Origin of the sequence: Bacillus sp. ME78 (assembly GCF_903970865.1) — a bacterium.
Taxonomy (GTDB): Bacteria; Bacillota; Bacilli; order Bacillales; family Bacillaceae_G; genus Bacillus_A; species Bacillus_A cereus.
Map to the genome: position 1 here is coordinate 65,028 of NZ_CAJCKK010000020.1, position 20,005 is coordinate 85,032.

Consider the following 20,005-nt stretch of genomic DNA (forward strand, 5'->3'; position numbering starts at 1 on the left):
TCTTAAAAGAACAACACCATATGTTCATCATCACTATACACACCATTCATTTTTATAGCCTTTTTTTCAATTCCGTACGTTTTAAATCCCATTGATTCATATAATCGTTTGGCTGGTTCGTTCGTTGACACAACCCCTAAGTTCAATTGCTCTAGCTTCATCTCTTTTGCCCTTTCAATTGCTTTACGTATTAAATCACGTGCAAGACCACTTCTTCGATTTTCAGTATCTACATACATTGCAACGATATGCCCTTTATGCTTATATGCGTCCTTTTCTTCTGTTAATAAAGTAACAACCCCAACTAAACGATTTTTATTATTAAAAGCACCAAATGTAAAACTACTGTTGGATGAAAGATTACCCGCAACGCGTTCAAGAGGGTTTTCTTGACGTACTGCTTCTTCATAAGTCGTTACAAATGCTTCTGGATTTACTTGTAGTGCTTGTAAACGTAACTCCCAATATTGTTTTGCATCCGCTTTTGTAAGTAATCGAATCATTTTATCTTCCCCTTTTTAATTGACATAATATTTTTATAGGTTATTATTTTTTGATTCATACTCTTCTTTTAATATACTGTAACGATAGCGATGAATGAACTTCCCCTGTCTCAATCGATCATTTCTCATTAACCCTTCGCATACAAATCCGGCATTTTCATAACTCTTTTTAGCTTGTGTATTATCTTCATCTACACGTAACCAAATTTTCTCCAATTCAAACTGGGAAAAACCTATTTGTAACATGCTGTTTAGAGCTGCCATTCCAAATCCTTTCCCCCAATAGTCTTTATTTCCAATCGTAATTCCTAGTTCTGCATTTTTATTTGTTTTATCAAAATTTTTAAGGTCTACCCATCCAATATGTATACCTTTCTCAGTAACGATCGCCCTTTGTTCATAACCATTTTTTCGGCTTATACAAGCTTCAATCCAGATTCTCGTATCTCCACGAGTGAACGGAGGATATTGGTCTGGTACGACTAAATGCTTTGTTACATCGCTATCTAACGACCATTGATAGCGATCTTCTACATCATCTAGTGTCAATTCTCTTAATTGAACATATGGTACATTCATTTTTCTCTCCCCTTTTTATTTACCAATAGAAAATCCTTCGAACACTCTTCCACCATACTGTTCTAACGTCATTTCTATAAAATGAATTAATTCATTTTTCTCTCCCGTTTTATAAAAATGATCAAAAGCCGCTACAAATTTGTTTGCATATTGCTCATCATATCTTCTTAGCACTCTAATAAACCATTTTGAACTCCCAAGCCACCTACCATTTACTCTTAATACATATTCATGTACTAAATCCGCTAATAAATTAGCGATAAACAATTCTTCTTCTCTTTTTGTTGCACCAATAAAGTCATCTAAAGTATCCGTAATAAAATATCGCTTCTGCTTAATCGTTTCTTCGGTCCATTTAGCTGGTCCTTTATGTAGTAAATCATTCGCTTCTTTTTTTAATTTCTCAACAATTTCCTTTTCCCCTTTTAATGCAACCCCTTCTGAAACTAATTGTGGTAACGACGGTCTCCCTCGATCACAATCCATTTTGAAAAAGGTTTTATATGTTGTAAAATTATGAACAAACACCTCAACAGGCCATCCATTACTATAGAAAGATTCTCTATAACAAGAAGTTAAACTTTGGTCAACTATTACAATATCAAGGTCAGATGTTTTTGTCGCTTCTCCTCGTGCAACGCTTCCACCGAGTAAAGCTACATCACAATTCGGAAATTGTGATGTAATTATGCTTTGTGCTGCTTCAATGGGTTTCATAGCCGTTCCTCTTTTCTTATTTCATTTTCTTTTTTTCAGCTCTTTCTCTCGCTTTTTTTATATAGCTTTCTGCATCTGGTGTTTTACATGATGTTGTACCGTGATCAACCTCTACTTTTCCAATTTCACGTGCAATTTCAATCGCTTGTCGCTCTAAGTCTTCATTACGAATTCCTATTGCGATTAAAGCACTATTCATCGCTTCTTTTTTTCTATTTTTTTCATTATGTATATTTTCTTTAATCTCTTCTAAGTATGGAGAGAAGAAATCATCATGTAACGCTTTATTTTTAATCGATATATTTGCTAATAAAGACCAGCCAGCTCTTCCAATCCATTCATCATTAGACTTTGTCCACTCTTCCATTCTTTCTATTGCAATTGGCGAAGTACATATAGATGTCATAAAAACATCCATTAAACAGTAATAATCAACATCCTGAACCCAACTATTAAGCTGTTCTGCTGTTATATTCTTTGGGTCTAAAATATAAGTTGCTAATGTCATCGCGTCCATATTTTTTGTTTCCCACAATTCAACTGCTAAATCGTGATCTTTTTTTATTTTCTTTTTTAACAATTTTAGATTCGCAAAACTAACTCCGAATAATGGCTCTTTCGCTCCGTGGTTTTTATACGTTTTTCGATTTTGTTCTGTTCCATATTCCTCTAGTTGCTGCATTACTTCCTCAAGTAACATATACCCACCTCTTTATCTTTTATGTTGACTGTATATATGTATGTACGATATATTCTACATTACTTTTTGTTTTTCCTATATTTATTTTTAAAATACGGTATGTGAAATTTCTAAACATTGCACAGCTATACCATTAAAAAACTGTACATGTTAAACATACAGTTTTTTGATGGTATCAATTTTGCGTAGAATAAGATATAAACTACGAAAGAACTTTTAATGGTCCTCTCAATCACCTATTTTTTCAACTAAATTTTTTACATCTGACCACTCTTCTATTGACCCTGCGTCCGGAAAAACTGTAACTACATTAAAATTCGCACCTTTTTCTTTCCCAATTTGTTTAGCTGCTAATAAATTCGCTGCCGCAGAAGTTCCTATTTTTATACCAGTATCTTTGTAAAAACGTGCCATTTCATACAGGGTATCTTCATATGAATAAGTCCATTGTTTTTCTATCAAATTTTCTTCCTGTTCTATGAAATGTTGTTTCTTTCCTAAGCCGAACCCACCTGATCCAGCATATTTCTTTAAATCATTTGGTGGTTGTTCCGAACCATAAGGCAATTCAGCAGGCATTACTAAATGTAGTTCAACATTTTTTGTATAATTCTTTATTGCTGTATAGACTCCCATTAGAGTTCCACCAGTACCAGCAGATGCTACCCATGCATGTATTGGTTTTCCATTCATTTGTGCAATAATTTCTCGCCCTGTACCTTCTATATGACTTACTAGATTTGCATTATTATAATGTTGGAATAAAAAGTATAATTCTGGCTTTTGTTTGCTAATCTCTATTGTTTTCTTAATTACTGCGTAGAACCCTTTATATTTATCAACTAAGATTACGTTAGCACCATAACGATCAAGTTCATTTAAGAGAGATTTACCGGTTCCAGAACTTAAAACTAACGTGCATTGAATCCCTAAATAATTACAAATACACCCAATTGACCTCGCTAAGCTTCCACCACTATACTCTAAAATATTTTGTTTTTTGTCCGCTTCTTGTAAATATTTATTAATCATTCCAAGTGCCGCCCTATCCTTAATTGACCCTGTAGGGTTATGCCATTCACATTTAGCATAGATAGAAAGGTCCTTCGTTTCTTTGCATTCTAATTTCACGAGAGGTGTATTTCCAACATGTTTAGAAAACTCTTCAAAATGGTTTACTATCATACTTTTATACCTCCTTCATAAATTATGTTTATTACATTTGTTCTTAGCCAAAATACTTTCTACATTTTAATAACTCTCTCAATAAAAATTTCTTATATAAAAATCCCTACAAACACTGTAGGGATTTATGTCTAAATCATTTTGTTACACTCTATTTCATATGAAAATAGTTTTCTTATTCAGATGCATTCATAAGCACAATTCTCCAACCGTCTGGATCCTCTATTGTGGTTCCTTTCTCTATCCAATACGGGTTTTCAGGTTCTACCTCATGATAGCCCATATTACTTAATCGATTCACTATCTTTTCAATTTCATCTTTAATAGGCATATAAAAAACTAGTAAATTATCTTTTGTCGGTGCCGGACATGGACTTCCATTAACATGTGTAGTAAACTCCAAATGATACTCTTCATCTGGTAAGCCAAACATAACCCCATCATATCCTTCATGATTGTGAAATTCCCCTATACGTTTTAAACCTAATCCTGTTTCATAAAAACTTATCACTTCTTCAAATTTATCTGTTGGTCTTGCAATTCTAAATTGAACCCAATTCTTCATGCAAATCTCCTCCTTTTCATTTTCCAAAGCTTTATAGTAATTAGTATAGGTTACATATATTCCCTTTAACATCCCTCATTAGTGTGAACTTCCTAAGTTGAAAGACCTATTAGTTAATAAACAATAGGACTTTAGTATAAAATTCATATAAAATTAGTTATATAAATATAGAGATGAATTACAAGCTATTACGTATGAAATAGTTCTCCTTGCAGGGCCTTTATATACCGATCAGCAGATCTTTGTACAGCTTTATTCGCATCTTCCACCACACCATGAAATGCATTATATAGTCGACTAAATTGGATATCTTTTACCTTCTCTGCCATATCTCTAACTTTATTCGCTGGTAATGGAATGAGATTGGGATAACTATACATAAAACTTACCCATTTTCGATCCGAAACTACTTGTATAATATCACCTGATAACAAAATACCTTTCCCTTCATTACCGTCTTTCCAATGTATAACAGTTCCACCCTTAAAATGGCCTCCTAAACGATGCAATGTAAGTTCTTCCGATAATATCAGATGCTCCCCAGACCAAAATTTAATTTGCTTACTCGGACGAACCACCCACTCTTTATCATCTTCATGAATATAAATAGGTACATTGAATGTTTCCGCCCATTTAACTTGTGTAGAGTAATAATGTGGATGAGAAAGTGCTATTGCTTGAATACCACCTAAATCATATATACGTTGTATCGTTTTATCATCTAAATAACTAATGCAATCCCACATAACATTTAAAGTTTTACTTTGTATTAAAAATGCTGTTTGTCCAATCGCAAATTTAGGTTTAGTAGTAATGCTATACAAACCGCTTTCTTCTTTTATTATTTCGTTTTTGTATAAATTGCTATTTTGCATCGTTTCTAATGTTGTCCATGACTGCCCAATTGGATTAACATATTGTCTTTCCTCATTACAAATTTTACAGCGAGAAGGTGCTTCTTCATTTTCGGGATACTGTACTCCACATGTAGTGCAAATATAATTATCCATATTCCCACTCCTTTTTTCATGTAATTGTTTCTTTACCAATATTTTAATAAAAAACAAAAATATTCGAATCAATAATTGGAACGAAAATGAAATGATACGAAAGTATGATTAGTCTCCTTTCGTTTTAAGACTTTAGCCTAAGTACTATATTTTTCATTTCTTCTTTCTGTGAAAGTTGCATATCGTTTTTAATAGAAATTCCAAGTAAATTAAACTTTTACCCATTAAATAAGTGAATACATCTTTTCAAAATAAATGAACCTATTCATAGATTTTGTCACACCTTTGACAAAGTTGCACTAAGCGATACACATTAGGGGTATAGTATATTTAAAGTAACGATAAAAGAATATTCAATAATTTTATCTTCCTTATCGTTACTAGATTCAATTCGTAACAAATAAAGGAGAGGTTTTAATGGAAATCGTTATTATGCTCTATGATGGAATTACTGCATTAGATGCTATTGGTCCATACGAAGTATTTGCTGCAGAAAGCAACAACAACATAAAATTTGTTGCTAAAACGAAGGGATTAATAAAATTAGATTCGAAAATGGGCTATTTACATGCTGATTACAATTTTAATGAAATTACTTCAGCAGATATTCTTATTATTCCCGGATGTCGTCCACCAAACTTTACACAACTTATGAAGGATGAAGAAACTCTTAATTGGATTCTCCAAATACATAAAACGACAAAGTGGACTACAACTGTATGTACGGGCTCCTTAATCTTAGGTGCTACTGGTCTACTAAATGGTGTTAATGCTACTAGTCATTGGAGCTGTTTTAACTTACTTCGTTCTCTCGGAGCTATTCCAACTGAAGAGAGATTCGTGCGCCATGAAAAAATTATAACAGCTGCTGGTGTATCTGCAGGTATTGATATGGCCCTTCAGTTAATAGCTTGGGAATTTGGAGATGAAAAAAGCAAAGCAGTTCAACTCATGTTAGAATACGACCCTCAGCCTCCCTTTGATACAGGTTCTCCTAAAAAAGCGCATGCATCCTTATTAGAAGATTTAAATTTGATGATTGAAAGTTTAAATAATAAAGTTTAAATTCATCCTATTTTTCAAAACTGCAATTGATATAAAATCTTGCATACTTTTGAGTAAACTTTTTTACACTTGTAAAAAAGTTTTTTTGCATTTCCCTACCTATAATTGCTAATATAGTAGAGTAGAACTTTTATAGAGAGAAGGAAAATTATGCACAATGGAATTCGAATGACAACTTTAGTAAAAAGGGCTATGTTAGTTTGTGCGGGGGTATTATTCACATACGAAGCGGCTTTGGGATCAGTACATACTGCTCTAGCTAGTACAGAGGATGAAGCAAAATCTGTTCAACTTGTAAGTGAGATTCAAACATCTCTTGCTCCGAAAGAAGCTCCTAAACATTATAACGGGCAAGTTAGAAAAGTCGCTTATTTAACATTTGATGATGGTCCTGGAAAATACACAGCTGAGCTTTTAGATATGTTAAAGAAAGAAAATGCAAAAGCAACATTCTTCCTAATTGGTTCAAACGTAAAAGCTTTCCCTGATCTTGTAAAACGCGAAGATGCTGAAGGCCACTACGTTGGGATGCACAGTATGACTCATAACTACAAGAAACTTTACACAGAAGGTCATTACGTAGATGAAATGAAGGAAGACCAAGGCTTAATCGCTGGTGTTTTAGGTAAATCACCAGTATTAACTCGTCCATCTTACGGCTCTATGCCAGGATTAAACGAAGCTCTTCGCAACAAAGTTGTAGAAAATGGCTTAAAAGTTTGGGATTGGACAATTGATTCTTTAGACTGGAAATACAACAAAATGCAAGTTGATGCTGCATCTGCTAAAATTGTAGAGAACGTGTTACATGGTGCTACAAATCCAACAGAAGTTATCCTTATGCATGATATTCATCCACAATCAGTAAAAGCAGTACCTGGAATTATTAAAGGACTGAAAGAAAAAGGATATGAATTAGAAGCATATAATGAGAACGAACATTTCCCATTAAACTTCTGGCATGATAATCGTATGTAATGAAAAGACTTGATTCCCTTTAGCTGGGAATCAAGTCTTTTTGTCGTTTTGGGAATTACTCCTCGTATATTCGACTCAAATTCCCCCTTCTCTAATATCAATAAAAATTCAAAATCACATGTTATACTAAAATTTAGTTTAAATAAGTAGGTGCCATATGATCGTATATACAGTACAAACTGAAGAAGCTTGGAAACAATTTAAGAAACTTGGTTATTTAGAAGGTAATAAAGAATTCATCGATCCAGACGATTTATATTCATATGACTGGATGGTGCGCGTTGCTAAAACAAGATTGCCTCATTACGAAGGTAACTATCCTATTTGGGTCTGGGAAGCAAATAATTACCCAAATCGAAATCATAAAGCTTGGGGTAGAACAAATTCAAAAATGGTAATTTTAACACTAGATGTACCGAAAGAATGGGTACTATGGAGCTATTTTGACTATTGGTGCTGCGCTATGACTGATGGATCAATATATTTACATACAAAAAATAAGTGTACTTTAGATGAATGGTATACATATATGGATAAAAAATACGAGATAATATTTGATTTCGATTATTTATTATCTCATCCTGATTGGTGTCTAGGTAAAGAGGATTCGTTAGAAAAACAAGGTGTTATCGGCAACATCCCCCTTTCCTTCGTAAAAAAAGTAAGGCGTTTTCGCGCTAAGGAAGATACATCTATTAATGAGATCAGAAGTGATAACTGGGATAGTAGAAAAGAAAACCGTATTAAAAAGATGAATCGAAAATTAAGAAAAAGAATCGAAAAACAAAAAAGATTGCAAAAGCGACTTATACGAAATTAAAACAGATTTATCAAAATATAGTAAGAAATTATGGATTGAATATAAAATTTCAACCCTTTTTATATTATCAACACTTTAGCACATATTAACCATAAGGAGTGATATGTATATGGAGTTTCTCTCATCTGAATATTTGTCTGCCTTGCTTGCCATCATTGTAATCGATTTAGTGTTAGCCGGAGATAATGCCATCGTAATTGGATTAGCAGCAAGAAGATTACCGAAAGACCAACAAAAAAAAGTTATTATATGGGGTACTGTCGGGGCAATCGCTATTAGAGCCCTCGCTACCTTAGTTGTCGTTTGGTTATTAAAAATACCTGGTTTACTCCTAATTGGCGGTATACTTCTTATATGGATCGCTTACAAGTTGATTGCTGAGGGCAAAAATCATGATATTAAAGCCGAAGAAGGATTTTGGTCTGCTATTAAAACCATTATTATCGCTGATGCGTTAATGGGCATTGATAATGTACTCGCTGTTGCAGGAGCTGCCCATGGTAACTTTTCTTTAGTAATCATTGGTCTATTAGTTTCTATTCCTGTAGTCGTATGGGGCAGTACATTGATTTTAAAATGGGTGGATCGTTTTCCTGTCATCATTACGATTGGAGCAGCGGTTTTAGCTTATACTGCTGCAAAAATGATTGTAGATGAGAAATGGTTTGCTGGATTTTTTGAAAGTAACCCTTTCATTAAATGGACATTTATCATTATTATCATTGTTGGTGTAGTTTTCTTCGGAAAAGCAAAACAAAAAGCAACAGCTAGTTCTGTCTAATAATGATGGTATATCTACAAATAAAAAGCGCTATTCATATGAATAGCGCTTTTTATTATTTAGCTTCCCCTTCCGGAGTCGTTTTTACCTTCGTTTTGTTTTTATCACGATTGTTATAGTTATACTTCGAACGATCTACTGGAGTGAATCCTTCCGGTGTGTAGAATCGTAATAAGTCACCATTTACGACTTGGTCAGAGTATTTTAGTGAGTTTTGAACCATTTGTTCATTTTTCTTTATTTCATCTGTAAATTCTACAGGTTTTCCAGTTGTTGTATCATAGTATTTGCCGTTTAGTGCAGTAACAGTTGGGCTTACGTAGTTACCGTTACGGAACGCAACGACTTGTTTATGCTCTGGTGATAATAAATCTGAACCGAATTGAACATAGTTTTTCGTATCTGTACCTAGTAAGTGTAATAACGTAGGAAGAACGTCAATTTCACCGCCATATTGATGTTGTACGCCACCTTTCACTCCTGGTACACGAACGATTAAAGGTACACGTTGTAACTGTGCATTTTCAAATGAGTTCATTTCTTTACCCATTACTTTTGACATTGCTGCGTTATGATTATCTGAAATACCGTAATGGTCTCCGTACATAACGATAATTGAGTTATCATATAAACCAGATTGTTTCAAGTAATCGATGAAGCCTTTTACAGATTCATCTAAATAGCGTGCTGTTTGGAAGTACGTATCTACTGATGAATCACCTGTTGTTGCTGGTTCAATCGTTGCTTCTGCCTTATCAATTGGATAAGGGAAATGGTTCGATAACGTAATAAACTTCGTATAGAAAGGTTGTTTCAACGTTTGTAATAACGGAATAGATTCATTAAAGAACGGTTTATCTTTTAATCCGTAGTTTACTACGTCTTTTTCATTCATATCGTAGTATGACGCATCAAAGAATTTATTAAAACCAAATGATTTATAAATATCGTCACGGTTCCAGAATGTTTTGTAGTTACCGTGGAATACTGCTGATGTGTATCCTTGTTGTCCTAAAATAGCTGGTGCTGATTGATACGTATTATGAGATTTCGTTGTAAAGACAGAACCTTGCGGTAAACCAAACATTGAATTCTCTAACATAAACTCCGCATCAGATGTTTTCCCTTGTCCTGTTTGATGGAAGAAGTTATCAAAGTATAGTGTATTCGCATCTTTTGTAAATGAGTTTAAGAACGGTGTAACTTCTTGACCATTTAATTTGTAATCAATTAAGAAGTTTTGGAATGACTCTAAATGAATATAAATTACGTTCATTCCCTTTCCTTTACCGAAATACTCAGGATTTGGACTTGCATAAGTTGATGTTAAATAATTTCGTACTTCTGTCATATTATCGCCATCAGCTAATGCTCGTTCTGTCGATGCTTTCGCACTTTGAATTCCATCATAAATTGTGTAGTTGTATGCCCCTAAATATTTCACAATATAATTACGGTCAAACGTTCTTGTTAATAATTCAGGACGGTCAGACTCTGCAAGACCTAAGTTAACACTGAATAATAAAATACCTGCTACAAATACTAGAGATAATTTATGCTTCGCAACACGAATTGGTTTTGGATTTGCAAATTTTGTTGCGACTAACACAATTAATATAATCGTGTCTAAAAAGTATAGTGGATCATAAAGATGTAGCAACGCAAGAATACTACCACCTAAATCTCCAAAGTTATTCGTTTGTGTTAATGTCGGGAACGTAATAAAGTCACTGAAAAAGCGATAGTATACTACGTTTGCATATAAAAGAATCGACAATAACAAGTTGATAACGATTAACCAAATATAAGATCGTTTCCCTTTTGCAAATAATGCAAGTCCTAAAAATAGAACTGCTGAACTAAGCGGGTTGAAAAACAGCAAGAATTTTTGGATTGTGTTTGAAATTCCTAAATTAAATTCCGTTACATACGCGGCATATGTTTTGAGCCAAAATAAAATAACGGCAAACAGAAAGAATCCAAAATGATTGCTTAACACACTTTTGCTCTTTAATAAGAACTGTTTCATTTCTCCACCTCTTTTAATCATCCAAGGCTTATTTTTTATAAGTCTGTCTCTCTATTCAAATTTTCTTCTTCAAATAGATTATCTTTATTTAACTATATGAAGAATATTAGTAATTATAATTTGAAGCTAGTATTTATTCAACTATTTCTTTTTAAACATTTTGACCTTGGTTTCTATTTAACAAAATAAATTTGTAACATTTCCTGTTTTCTCCCAAGATTCATCCACTAATTATGCCATCCCATACTATATACCTTTATAAACTCATTCGCAAACTATTCTATCTCCAATTTTGGTACATATTTCACATGACAAAATAATGTTATTTAATTATATCGCTCATCTTACATTTCCCTACTTCAACTAAATCTTAAATTCATTACATCTCTTCCATACATGAAAAACCCTCATGTTCACTAATGTTATATTTGAATAATTATTCATTTACCCTACCAGTGGTGTTATGTTTTCTCGACAAAAAAACTCGCTCTAAAAAGAGCGAGTTTTTTCATGATATATTATTGACCTTTGTACATTGCATCTACTTGTTTTTGAAGTTCTTCATTTTCTAAGTACTCATCGTAAGTTGCCTCTTTATCGATTACACCGTTTGGTGTTACTTCGATAATGCGGTTTGCAATTGTTTGTACGAACTGATGGTCATGAGATGTGAATAACATTGTACCTTTGAAAGCAATTAAACCGTTGTTTAATGCAGTGATAGACTCAAGGTCTAAGTGGTTCGTTGGATCGTCAAGTGTGATTACGTTCGCACCACTTAACATCATTTTAGATAACATACAACGAACTTTTTCGCCTCCAGATAATACAGAAACGTTCTTCTTAACTTCTTCACCTGAGAATAACATACGGCCTAAGAAACCACGTAAGAAGCTTTCTGACTCATCTTGTGGAGAGAATTGGCGTAACCAATCAACTAAGTTATAGTCACTGTTCTCAAAGTACTTAGAGTTATCTCTTGGGAAGTAAGATTGAGATGTTGTAACACCCCATTTGAATGAACCGCTATCTGGCTCCATTTCACCCATAAGGATTTTAAATAATGTTGTCATCGCGATATCGTTACGACCGATAAATGCAACTTTATCACCTTTATTTAAAGTGAAGTACACATTATCTAACACTTTTTCGCCATCAATTGTTTTAGAAAGGCCTTCAACAGTTAATAAGTCATTTCCTATTTCACGCTCAGGTGTGAAGCCAACGAATGGGTAACGACGTGATGATGGTCTAATATCATCTAATGTAATTTTATCTAATAATTTTTTACGAGAAGTTGCTTGTTTCGCTTTAGATGCGTTTGAGCTAAAGCGTGCAATGAAGTTTTGTAACTCTTTTACTTTCTCTTCTTTTTTCTTATTAGCATCTTGTGTTAATTTTAAAGCTAATTGGCTTGACTCATACCAGAAGTCATAGTTACCAACATAAAGTTGAATTTTACCGAAATCAAGATCAGCCATGTGCGTACATACTTTATTTAAGAAGTGACGGTCATGGGATACAACGATTACTGTATTTTCAAAGTTCATTAAGAAGTTTTCTAACCATTGAATCGCTTTTAAGTCCAAGTGGTTGGTAGGCTCATCTAGTAATAGAATATCAGGTTTACCGAATAATGCTTGAGCAAGTAATACTTTTACTTTCTCTGCACCAGTCAATTCTGATAATTTTTTGTCATGAAGATCTTCACCAATACCAAGACCTTTTAGAAGGATTGCAGCTTCTGACTCAGCTTCCCAACCGTTAAGCTCAGCGAACTCACCTTCAAGTTCTGCAGCACGCATTCCATCTTCATCACTAAAGTCTTCTTTCATGTAAATAGCATTTTTCTCTTGCATTACTTTGTAAAGTTGCGTGTGACCCATAATTACTGTTTCTAATACTGGGAACTCTTCATATTCGAAGTGGTTCTGTTTTAATACTGCTAGACGCTCACCTGGCGTAATATGTATATCACCTGTTGATGGTTCAATTTCTCCAGATAAAATCTTTAGAAATGTTGATTTACCAGCACCGTTTGCTCCGATTAAACCGTAGCAGTTACCTGGCGTGAATTTTATGTTAACATCTTCAAATAATTTGCGATCCGCGAAACGCAAACTAACGTTACTTACTGTAATCATTTGTGTCCTCCTACTAATACCGCTTATTTCAGCGTTTTCTCACCGATTGTCTTAAAAAATCGCATATTACGACTCAATTATTGTAGACTATAGCTATTATATAGTAGAAGCTGGATGAATAGCAACGGTTGATTACCTTTCTATAATGAAATCGGATAGTTTTTATCCATTCCCCTAGCTATTGTATGTATATCATTGACCTCTTTCTCATATAACCATTCACTTCTCATTCTGTAATACATTGGATTCATTTTTTATTTGAAATTTTATATATAGAAAAACTGTAGAGAAATCATCCCCTACAGTCTTCACTTATTTCGTATTTATTATCTTTTCTTTATAACTCTTCAATTTACTCGTTAACCCCATTAAAGCAGGTAACAATATCGGCATCACGATTAAAGCTAATAGTAATAGTGCAACGCCAACAACTGATGCTACTTGTATAAGTGTTAATACACCTGAAGGGATTAATGCTGCAAATGTCCCTACTAAAATTAGCGCCGCTGATAATACAACTCCTCCTATATGACGAGATGCAGTTATAATTTTCGTTACCGAATCCCCTTCTACCTCGTTATAGCGCATCATTACGAAAATACTATAATCCACTCCTAAAGCGACAATCATAATGAAGCTAAAGAATGGAACATTCCAGCTTAATGACTCTACATGTAATACATGTGCACTAATTTGTTCGCTTATACCAAGCGATGCAAAGTACGCTAATAGTAATGAGGCAATAATAAATATTGTATTTAATAATGAACGTGTAATTACCATTAATACAATCGCAATTCCAAATAACATAATCGTAGCTGTACGTAAGAAATCTTGCCCCGTTACTTCTTTTAAATCAACGTTTCTAGCTGTTGTTCCGCCAATTGCTGTTTTCGCATCCTTTAATTCCGTTCCCTTTACAGTGCCTTCGATTGTTTTATTGATTTCTTGAATAATCGGCATTGCTTCTTTTGAATACGGATTTACATCTAAAATGATGGTCATTTTAGTAATCTTTCTATCTTGTGACATGTACGTGTTCAATGCTTTTTGGAAATCTTCTCCCTCTAACACTTCTTTTGGAATATAAAACTTCTCAGAGCTTTTCGATTCATTGAGCTCCCCTAAATATTTCTGCGCGTCATGCAGGCCATTGCTTACTTTTCCAAGCCCTTCTGTACTTTTAGATAAACCGGATTGTAATTGCCCCATCTTTTCCTGCAGGTCTTTAAGGCCCGTTAAAAGTTGCCCTTGCCCATCGTTTATTTTCGTTAATCCAGATTGTAACTCAGCTGATTTATTCGCAATTTGTTTTGAACCTGCAGAACCTTCATTTAATCCATTTTTAAGATCCGCTGCTCCCTTTTGTAACTTATTAATTCCATTGTTCATTTCTTTTAAGCCGTTATCCACTTTCAGTAACGATTGATTCGCTTCTTTAAACGAACTCATCGCTGCTTTATGTTGCGTTGCTAATTGATTTAATTCTTTTGAAAGTACATTTAATTGTTTTTGAGCCTCTTTAGCAATCCCTATCGTTTGTTGTATGTTTGAATCATTCGCTAGTTCTGGTTTCGTTTGAACGAAATTGGTCATTAACATTTCAATTTGTTCATATCCCTTTTTCGCACCATCAATTGCTTGAGAAATACTTCCGAAGTATTGATCGTAAGAGCTTAAACCTTTTTCTAACTGTGCATAACCAGCATGCAGCTGCGACGTTGCATTAGATAGAACATTTATATTTTCGTTTACTGAAGCTAAGCCACTCTCAATTTGCTGTGCCCCTTGTGCACCGTCGTTTATGCCATTTGATAATTGATGTAAAGCTGTTCCTAATGCTGCTACCCCGTTTTTCGCCTCGTTCGTTCCATCAATTAATTTTTGAACATTCGCAAGACTATTTGAATCATTACTTCCCATTTTATTTTTCGCATCCGTTAATCCATCATTAATTTCCTTTATGCCACCATCGGCATCTCCTAATCCTGTATTCAATTCTCCCGCTTGCTTATTTAAATATAATTCTTTTATCTTCTCACCAGTTGGACGTGTTGGTGCATATACTTCTGATACACCTTTAACTTTCAAAATTTTATCAGTTAATTCGTCTAAAATTTGTAGAGAAGTTCCTTCATCCAGCTTTTTATCAGATTGAATGACTAATGTACTCGGCGAAGAGAAACCAGGCGGAAAATGATCTTCTATTACGTTAATACCCATCTTTGATTCATACTTATTATCTACTTCAAATAAATCATTGTAATTTAGTGTATTAGAGTATTTTAATATGAAAGGAATCGATATTAAAAATACGATGATTAAAGCGATAAATGGCCTTGCTACTGAGTTTTTCGCAAAGAATCCCCATAAGCGACTATCCTCATGACCTTTAAATGTTTTAACTGGATAAAACATTCCTTTTCCTAAAAGCACCATGAAAAATGGATTTAAAGTCGTTAATACGAGTAGTAATACTAAAACACCAATTGCTACCGCTGAAGTAGATTGATATAATTTAAAATTCGCTAACGCAAGTGATGCAAAACCAATTAGCACCGCTATACCGCTATATAATACGGTTTTACCTGCCGATTTAAATGTTTCTTTCGTGGCCCAAAATGCATTTTCTTGTTTACTTAATTCTTCTTTAAACCTCGTATATAATAAAATGTTATAATCTGTTCCTACTCCAAAGAGGACGACGACTACGAACACTTGTGTAAAGTTTGAAAATGGGAAATTAAATTGATCTACAAGCTGAGCAATAATCCCCATTGAAACTAAATACGACACACCGACTGTAAGAAGAGAAACAATCGGAACAACTGGTGAACGGAATACGAGGATTAATACTACAAGAATGAAAATGATTGAAATAACTTCTGTCTTTTTCACTCCCTCTTGAGAGGATTTAAGAAAATCACCCGCTATTAAGTCACTTCCTGTTAAATACGTTTTTACTCCTTTCGTTTGCACCTTTTCATGCAGATTATTTGAAACCCTTGATATTTCACCATGTTTTTTATCTATCGATATTTGCGTTAAAATAGTCGTATTATCTTTAGAAACTAATTGTTTCTCCAAGTCTTTATTATCTAAATGCGAAACAACTTCCTTAATTCCTAATTGCTCTTTTTCATTTTGCAGGGCGTTGATCGTTTTTGTTATTTCCTTCTTTTGTTCATCTGTTAAAGCTGCCTTATTGCCACTATTAAAAACGGCTATAATTTCATACTTTTCAACCCCTTCTTTATCTATCTCTTTAATCATCTTGTCAGCAATGCTGCTTTGTTCTGTATTAGGGATTGTAATTTTCCCTTTTCCCTTCACTAATTTATCCATATTAGGCATCGTTACAACCATTGTAATAGTAATAACTATCCATAATAGAAAAGATAAACTTCTCCAACTTTTTAGGTTGCTCATTTGAATCATCTCCCATTATGAAATTTACACACGGAATGAATGTTCATTCCTGTCCTTATAACGCTATAGAATCAAATGATTCTAATAGCATTCCAACAACTTTCTTCCAATTCCTTTACTAATTCATCTGTATATTCTAACTGCCCTGTTTCCATTACTTTAATTAATTTTTCAATTGGTTGATATACAATAATAATTAAAGCAATTGGTGGTAATGGACGAAGCAAACCTTTTTCGATTCCATCTTCAATCAAGTTCATGAAGAAACCCATGAAGTCCTCGAATATTTCATTGCTATGTTCATCTAGAAAATAACTATCACAGTGAGAATTTGTAAAAAGAAAAGCATCTGCATTTTGTCTCGCAAATTCAAATAAACGGTTGTATGTATGGCTAAACTGTTCACGAATATTTGCACCGACCGGGAAATCATTTTTTATTAATTCCGATAGTTGTAAAACACTTTTCGTAAATAAAGAATTAACAAGCGCTTCTTTATTTTCAAAATAACGGTAGATTGTACCTGCGCCTACTTTTGCTTTTTCAGCAATCATCGGAATTGTTGTACCATCATAACCTCGTTCTGCAAAAAGTTGTATTGCAGCATCAAAAATATCCTCTTGTTTGTTTTTAGCCATTTTTCCACCTCAATTTCCAGGAATGAAAATTCATTCCGTTTTTAATTATAAATTACATGAATTAAAAGTCAAGTGCGTGACAAAGTATAACTGTGATTTTTTATCCTCTATTTGTGAATGAAATTATATGAGTGACTTTCTGGATATATTGGCGCAACTTAAAATTATATCAGCGATTCTCATGATATATTGACTTACCGACAAAAATTCACAATATAAGAGGAAGCTATCCCGAAATTTCACTTAGGATAGCCCACCTTCATACATACAAATTAAAAGAAATCATAAATAAATGGCTTACGCACTGGTACTAGATTCTCAATTGACCGTATTGCCTCGTCACTTCCACTAATTAATTCAAGTTCATTTAGTTCTAATGGGCGTTTATAACCAAACATTATTGCCGATAGTGCATTTATATCCAGTTTTATTCCTTTTTCCGTTGTTTCTTCTACAATTGTTATTTCATGATTTGCAAGTCTCACTGTTACGTTATTCCACGGAGCAAATGCGTCTGTAATGTGTAGGATCACTTCTTGCTGTACATTGTTCCAATTCAACTCATATTGTTTTAAGAACTGCTCTACATCTACAATTCTTCCCATAAAATATGGTTTTATTTCTGTCTTCACGCGTGGCTCTTGCAATGAATATAACAACGGTTCGTTTTCACTTACTGTCATTTCAAGTTCTTTAATCATAGAATCATGCTGGCAAATAAAGTTCCACAGACCATTTCGTGCTTCATTATGTAGTGGTACAAATTCTTCTACTGTCATTTTATAGTTTTCTATTTTGTATAACATGTAACCTGCTGCCCTTTTATTTTCATCATAATAAATCGCTAATGTTAAATCATCATAAACCGCTTGTAACCACCAGTTCTTCTCTCGAACTAGCATACCTGAAAAACGTTCTGCAAATACTTCATAGAGCTTTTCGACCTCTTCTGGATGATTTTCTTTATTAAAACGTTTCACAGTGCCATTTACTTGTTTTTTCATCACTAAATCGCTCTTAGTCATATGACATGTGACTAAATTCGCACAAAGTTCCCAGCCGTATTTACGGTAAAATGAAACCGCAAATGGATGTAACATAGAGACTGTATAGCCATCTTTTTTCATCGTTTGAAGTGAATCTTGAAGTAGCTCTTTTACATACCCACTTCTTCTATACTCAGGATACGTCGCTACCCCTGCAACGCCACCCATTTTAAATTTTTCTTTACCTATGTAAATATGAAACGGAATAAGATGTAGTTTTGCTGCTAAGTCTTCCCCTTCCATAATGCCGTATATTTCATGACTTTCCTTCATCTTTGTAAGTTGCTGCTGTAATCGTTCCTCATCTACTTTATATTGAAAAGCGTATTCTGATAAACGTAATGCTTCTCTGAACTTATCTTCTTTTAATTGTATGACATTCATATAATTCTCCTCCATTCCCTGTTTGAATTGTATCACAATTCTTTCTATTATAGTTCGGTAAGTGAAATTAGAAAGACGTTTTAACAAAAAAAGCAGATACATCACGTATCTGCTTTCCATCCTTATTATTTAGCTAACTTTTGAAGTTCATCAAAGAATGTAGGATATGATACACCTACTGCTTCTGCATCTTCAATAATTGTTTTTCCTTCTGCCAGGCAGCCAGCAATCGCAAGCATCATTCCGATGCGATGATCACCATAACTATTTACTGTATTGCCTTTTAGAGCTGATTTTCCGTAAATGATCATGCCGTCATCAGTTGCTTCTATGCGAGCTCCTAGTTTCGTTAACTCAGCAACGACTGTATCAATACGATTTGTTTCTTTTACTTTTAATTCGTGTGCATCTTTAATTACTGTAATTCCTTCCGCTTGCGTTGCCGCTAATGCGATTACAGGAATCTCATCGATTAATCTAGGGATAATATCTCCGCCAATTTCAATTCCTTTTAATGAAGATGTTTCAATTGTAATATTTGCAGCTGGTTCTGATGCCCCTTCGTTAATTATATCTACAGTGAACGTAGCACCCATTTTCTCTAAAACATCAATAATACCTGTACGAGTTGGATTCATTCCTACATTTTGTAATACTAGTTTACTATTTGGGATGATTGCACCTGCTACTAAGAAAAATGCTGCTGATGATACGTCACCTGGCACTTGAATGTCTGTTGCTGTTAATTTTTGTCCACCTGACAGCTTCACTGTTTTCCCTTCGCGAGTTACTTTAACACCAAATGCTTCAAGCATTCTTTCCGTATGGTCGCGTGAAATATGTGGTTCTGTAACAGCTGTTACACCTTCTGCACGAAGACCTGCAAGTAAAATAGCTGACTTTACTTGTGCACTTGCAACAGGAGAAATATATTCAATTGCTTTTAAATCTCCGCCACGTATTGTTAGCGGTGTAAATGTTCCTTCTTCTCTGCCGTCAATGTTTGCACCCATTTGTTTTAATGGGTTTGTTACACGCTTCATCGGTCTTTTTGCGATAGACTCATCACCTTGTACGCAAGAGAAAAATGGTGTGTTAGCTAATATACCTGACATTAATCGAATTGTTGTACCAGAATTACCAACATCTAATACAGCTTTCGGTTCTTGTAAACCTTCTAATCCTTTACCAACTACAGTAACTTCATCACCGTTTTGCGTAATTTCTACTCCCATTTCTTTAAAACATGAAATAGTACTTAAACAGTCTGCACCGGGCAAGAAACCTTTAATTGTTGTTTTCCCTTCTGCAATCGAACCGAACATAACAGCACGGTGTGAAATGGATTTATCACCTGGGATTGTAATATTGCCATTCAATCCGTTATTAACAGGTTGTATTGTTCTTTCTTTCACGTTTTTCACCTTCTCAT

17 protein-coding genes are annotated in these 20,005 nt (G+C 34.1%); 4 read left to right on the forward strand and 13 right to left on the reverse strand.

Annotation, left to right across the window (positions count from 1 at the left end; all coding sequences use genetic code 11):
• Positions 1–2: 2 nt before the first annotated feature.
• The 7 genes from H6481_RS19965 to H6481_RS19995 form a co-directional block, all read right to left on the reverse strand.
• On the reverse strand, positions 3–503 hold the full coding sequence (locus H6481_RS19965; RefSeq protein WP_182812928.1) for a GNAT family N-acetyltransferase: 501 nt from the start codon (positions 501–503) through the stop codon (positions 3–5).
• A 33-nt stretch (positions 504–536) separates the two neighbouring features.
• Positions 537–1,082, reverse strand: coding sequence for a GNAT family protein (locus H6481_RS19970; RefSeq protein ID WP_023522259.1), 546 nt, complete (start codon positions 1,080–1,082; stop codon positions 537–539).
• 15 nt (positions 1,083–1,097) lie between these two features.
• Positions 1,098–1,799 carry a nucleotidyltransferase domain-containing protein gene (locus H6481_RS19975; RefSeq protein ID WP_000802433.1) on the reverse strand — a complete coding sequence of 234 codons (702 nt, stop codon included), beginning with the start codon at positions 1,797–1,799 and terminating at the stop codon, positions 1,098–1,100.
• Positions 1,800–1,815: 16 nt separating this feature from the next.
• Positions 1,816–2,499 (reverse strand): DNA alkylation repair protein, encoded by a 684-nt coding sequence (locus tag H6481_RS19980; RefSeq protein WP_088020674.1) that lies wholly within the window; start codon positions 2,497–2,499, stop codon positions 1,816–1,818.
• 228 nt (positions 2,500–2,727) lie between these two features.
• Complete coding sequence (locus H6481_RS19985; RefSeq protein ID WP_182812931.1) at positions 2,728–3,684, reverse strand: pyridoxal-phosphate dependent enzyme; 957 nt, start codon at positions 3,682–3,684, stop codon at positions 2,728–2,730.
• A 175-nt stretch (positions 3,685–3,859) separates the two neighbouring features.
• Positions 3,860–4,249, reverse strand: a complete 390-nt coding sequence (locus H6481_RS19990) for a VOC family protein (protein WP_000800667.1) — start codon at positions 4,247–4,249, stop codon at positions 3,860–3,862.
• A 188-nt stretch (positions 4,250–4,437) separates the two neighbouring features.
• Positions 4,438–5,259: an MBL fold metallo-hydrolase gene (locus tag H6481_RS19995; protein WP_000371021.1), complete on the reverse strand. Its 822-nt coding sequence runs from the start codon at positions 5,257–5,259 to the stop codon at positions 4,438–4,440.
• 417 nt (positions 5,260–5,676) lie between these two features.
• On the opposite strand from H6481_RS19995, the gene H6481_RS20000 reads away from it, so the two are divergent.
• The 4 genes from H6481_RS20000 (at position 5,677) to H6481_RS20015 (ending at position 8,903) form a co-directional block, all read left to right on the forward strand.
• A complete protein-coding gene (locus tag H6481_RS20000; RefSeq protein ID WP_000407025.1) occupies positions 5,677–6,324 on the forward strand; it encodes a DJ-1/PfpI family protein in 648 nt (215 codons plus the stop codon).
• Positions 6,325–6,474: 150 nt separating this feature from the next.
• Entirely contained in the window at positions 6,475–7,302 is an 828-nt protein-coding gene (locus H6481_RS20005; protein ID WP_000551449.1) for a peptidoglycan-N-acetylglucosamine deacetylase, read from the forward strand.
• Positions 7,303–7,459: 157 nt separating this feature from the next.
• Complete coding sequence (locus H6481_RS20010; RefSeq protein ID WP_098014861.1) at positions 7,460–8,122, forward strand: DUF3841 domain-containing protein; 663 nt, start codon at positions 7,460–7,462, stop codon at positions 8,120–8,122.
• Between the two features lie 109 nt (positions 8,123–8,231).
• Positions 8,232–8,903: a TerC family protein gene (locus tag H6481_RS20015; protein ID WP_053564170.1), complete on the forward strand. Its 672-nt coding sequence runs from the start codon at positions 8,232–8,234 to the stop codon at positions 8,901–8,903.
• Positions 8,904–8,958: 55 nt separating this feature from the next.
• On the opposite strand, the gene H6481_RS20020 is transcribed toward H6481_RS20015, so the two are convergent.
• The 6 genes from H6481_RS20020 to aroA form a co-directional block, all read right to left on the reverse strand.
• Positions 8,959–10,932 carry an LTA synthase family protein gene (locus tag H6481_RS20020; protein WP_000808748.1) on the reverse strand — a complete coding sequence of 658 codons (1,974 nt, stop codon included), beginning with the start codon at positions 10,930–10,932 and terminating at the stop codon, positions 8,959–8,961.
• 518 nt (positions 10,933–11,450) lie between these two features.
• Positions 11,451–13,076 carry an ATP-binding cassette domain-containing protein gene (locus H6481_RS20025; RefSeq protein WP_000633860.1) on the reverse strand — a complete coding sequence of 542 codons (1,626 nt, stop codon included), beginning with the start codon at positions 13,074–13,076 and terminating at the stop codon, positions 11,451–11,453.
• A 312-nt stretch (positions 13,077–13,388) separates the two neighbouring features.
• On the reverse strand, positions 13,389–16,505 hold the full coding sequence (locus H6481_RS20030; RefSeq protein WP_182812933.1) for an MMPL family transporter: 3,117 nt from the start codon (positions 16,503–16,505) through the stop codon (positions 13,389–13,391).
• Between the two features lie 71 nt (positions 16,506–16,576).
• Entirely contained in the window at positions 16,577–17,143 is a 567-nt protein-coding gene (locus H6481_RS20035; RefSeq protein ID WP_001107291.1) for a TetR/AcrR family transcriptional regulator, read from the reverse strand.
• 272 nt (positions 17,144–17,415) lie between these two features.
• Positions 17,416–18,573 carry a GNAT family N-acetyltransferase gene (locus tag H6481_RS20040; protein WP_142245235.1) on the reverse strand — a complete coding sequence of 386 codons (1,158 nt, stop codon included), beginning with the start codon at positions 18,571–18,573 and terminating at the stop codon, positions 17,416–17,418.
• Between the two features lie 125 nt (positions 18,574–18,698).
• Positions 18,699–19,988, reverse strand: a complete 1,290-nt coding sequence (gene aroA, locus H6481_RS20045; RefSeq protein ID WP_016081178.1) for a 3-phosphoshikimate 1-carboxyvinyltransferase — start codon at positions 19,986–19,988, stop codon at positions 18,699–18,701.
• Positions 19,989–20,005: the final 17 nt, after the last annotated feature.

Coding starts and splice junctions, on each gene's coding strand:
- H6481_RS19965 (WP_182812928.1), bottom strand. CDS start 503: ATGATTCGATTACTTACAAAAGCGGATGCAAAACAATATTGGGAGTTA.
- H6481_RS19970 (WP_023522259.1), bottom strand. CDS start 1,082: ATGAATGTACCATATGTTCAATTAAGAGAATTGACACTAGATGATGTA.
- H6481_RS19975 (WP_000802433.1), bottom strand. CDS start 1,799: ATGAAACCCATTGAAGCAGCACAAAGCATAATTACATCACAATTTCCG.
- H6481_RS19980 (WP_088020674.1), bottom strand. CDS start 2,499: ATGTTACTTGAGGAAGTAATGCAGCAACTAGAGGAATATGGAACAGAA.
- H6481_RS19985 (WP_182812931.1), bottom strand. CDS start 3,684: ATGATAGTAAACCATTTTGAAGAGTTTTCTAAACATGTTGGAAATACA.
- H6481_RS19990 (WP_000800667.1), bottom strand. CDS start 4,249: ATGAAGAATTGGGTTCAATTTAGAATTGCAAGACCAACAGATAAATTT.
- H6481_RS19995 (WP_000371021.1), bottom strand. CDS start 5,259: ATGGATAATTATATTTGCACTACATGTGGAGTACAGTATCCCGAAAAT.
- H6481_RS20000 (WP_000407025.1), top strand. CDS start 5,677: ATGGAAATCGTTATTATGCTCTATGATGGAATTACTGCATTAGATGCT.
- H6481_RS20005 (WP_000551449.1), top strand. CDS start 6,475: ATGCACAATGGAATTCGAATGACAACTTTAGTAAAAAGGGCTATGTTA.
- H6481_RS20010 (WP_098014861.1), top strand. CDS start 7,460: ATGATCGTATATACAGTACAAACTGAAGAAGCTTGGAAACAATTTAAG.
- H6481_RS20015 (WP_053564170.1), top strand. CDS start 8,232: ATGGAGTTTCTCTCATCTGAATATTTGTCTGCCTTGCTTGCCATCATT.
- H6481_RS20020 (WP_000808748.1), bottom strand. CDS start 10,932: ATGAAACAGTTCTTATTAAAGAGCAAAAGTGTGTTAAGCAATCATTTT.
- H6481_RS20025 (WP_000633860.1), bottom strand. CDS start 13,076: ATGATTACAGTAAGTAACGTTAGTTTGCGTTTCGCGGATCGCAAATTA.
- H6481_RS20030 (WP_182812933.1), bottom strand. CDS start 16,505: ATGAGCAACCTAAAAAGTTGGAGAAGTTTATCTTTTCTATTATGGATA.
- H6481_RS20035 (WP_001107291.1), bottom strand. CDS start 17,143: ATGGCTAAAAACAAACAAGAGGATATTTTTGATGCTGCAATACAACTT.
- H6481_RS20040 (WP_142245235.1), bottom strand. CDS start 18,573: ATGAATGTCATACAATTAAAAGAAGATAAGTTCAGAGAAGCATTACGT.